This is a genomic window from Bradyrhizobium sp. UFLA06-06 (assembly GCF_054820065.1).
In genome coordinates this window covers 1-1,338 of the sequence record NZ_JADFUD010000158.1, presented here as the reverse complement: position 1 = coordinate 1,338, position 1,338 = coordinate 1, and the positions used below count along the sequence as shown (strand labels likewise).

1 protein-coding gene and 1 pseudogene are annotated in these 1,338 nt (G+C 63.6%); both read left to right on the top strand.

The features are described 5' to 3' along the window. A pseudogene (locus IF803_RS42470) lies at positions 1-913 on the top strand (IS5 family transposase); the annotation flags it as partial. Further along, entirely contained in the window at positions 913-1,257 is a 345-nt protein-coding gene (locus IF803_RS42465) for a hypothetical protein (RefSeq protein ID WP_461196159.1), read from the top strand. The pseudogene IF803_RS42470 and the gene IF803_RS42465, both read left to right, overlap by 1 nt. The last annotated feature ends 81 nt before the right edge of the window (positions 1,258-1,338 follow it).

Here is a 1,338-nt window from a genome sequence, read left to right as displayed (position 1 = left end):
AAGCTGCTGCGGGCGATGCTGTTGCAGGCGTTTTATTCGATCCGCTCGGAGCGGCTTCTGATGGAGCGGCTGGAATATGATTTGCTGTTCCGCTGGTTCGTCGGAATCGGCGTCGACGATGCAGCCTGGGACCATCCGGTATTCTCGAAGAACCGCGACCGGCTGCTGGAAGGCGACATCGCGGCCAAGTTCCTGGCGGCGGTGCTGGGGGCAGCCCAGGGTGAAGAAGCTTCTGTCGAGCGATCACTTCTCGGTCGACGGCACGCTGATCGAGGCCTGGGCCTCGATGAAGAGCGTCAAACCGAAGGATGGCTCCGGCGAGCCGCCGGCCCAAGGCGGCGGGCGCAATGCCGAAGCGAACTTCCATGGCCAGAAGCGCTCCAACGACACCCATGCTTCGACCACCGATCCGGAGGCCAGGCTCTACCGCAAGGGGAAAGGCAAGGAGGCGAAACTGTGCTTCATCGGGCATGGGCTGATGGAGAACCGCCACGGCTTGCTGGTCGACGCCTGCCTGACGCAGGCCGATGGGCATGCCGAACGGGTGGCCGCGCTGCACATGATCGAGCCTCGTGCCGACCGACCGACAGCGATCACGCTTGGCGCCGACAAAGCCTACGATGCAGAAGACTTCGTCAACGAACTGCGCTCGATGAACGTGACGCCGCATGTTGCGCAGAACACCAGCGGCCGCAACTCTGCGATCGACGGGCGTACGACCCGGCACGGCGGTTATGCCGTCAGCCAGCGCATCCGCAAGCGGATCGAGGAGGCATTCGGCTGGATCAAGACGGTCGCCGGGCAAGAGAAGACCAGCTTCCGTGGCCGTGATCGGGTCGGATGGGCCTTTACCTTCGCTGCGGCCGCCTACAATCTGGTGCGGCTGCCCAAGCTGATCGCGGAGGCCGGCTGATGGCCAGGGTGCCCGGCTTCGCCAAGGCCTTTGCCGGCCGGTGGCGTATCGTCGAAATGGACAACTGGGACAGCGACTTCCTCGATCTTGTCGAAGAGGCGCATCTCACCTTCCGGGGCAAGTCGGATGGTGAAATAGCCTTCGGTGCGCTGAAGGGCTTCCTCGACGTCCGCTACGGCGCGCGAGACGGTTCGGCCTGCGCAGAGTTCTCATGGGAAGGGCACGACGACAACGATCCGTCCTGCGGCCGCGGATGGGTTATGATCGGCACTGCGGGCAGGCTCGTCGGCCACTTCTACATACACAACGGCGACGATTCAGCCTTCGTTTGCGAACGCGGCTGAGTTCTTCAACAGCCTGCTCTCATGTTTGCTGTCAAGGGACTCGATCAAGCGGAGCCGCTTCCGGCTGAGCGCCCGGACGCT

Coding starts and splice junctions, on each gene's coding strand:
- IF803_RS42465 (WP_461196159.1), top strand. CDS start 913: ATGGCCAGGGTGCCCGGCTTCGCCAAGGCCTTTGCCGGCCGGTGGCGT.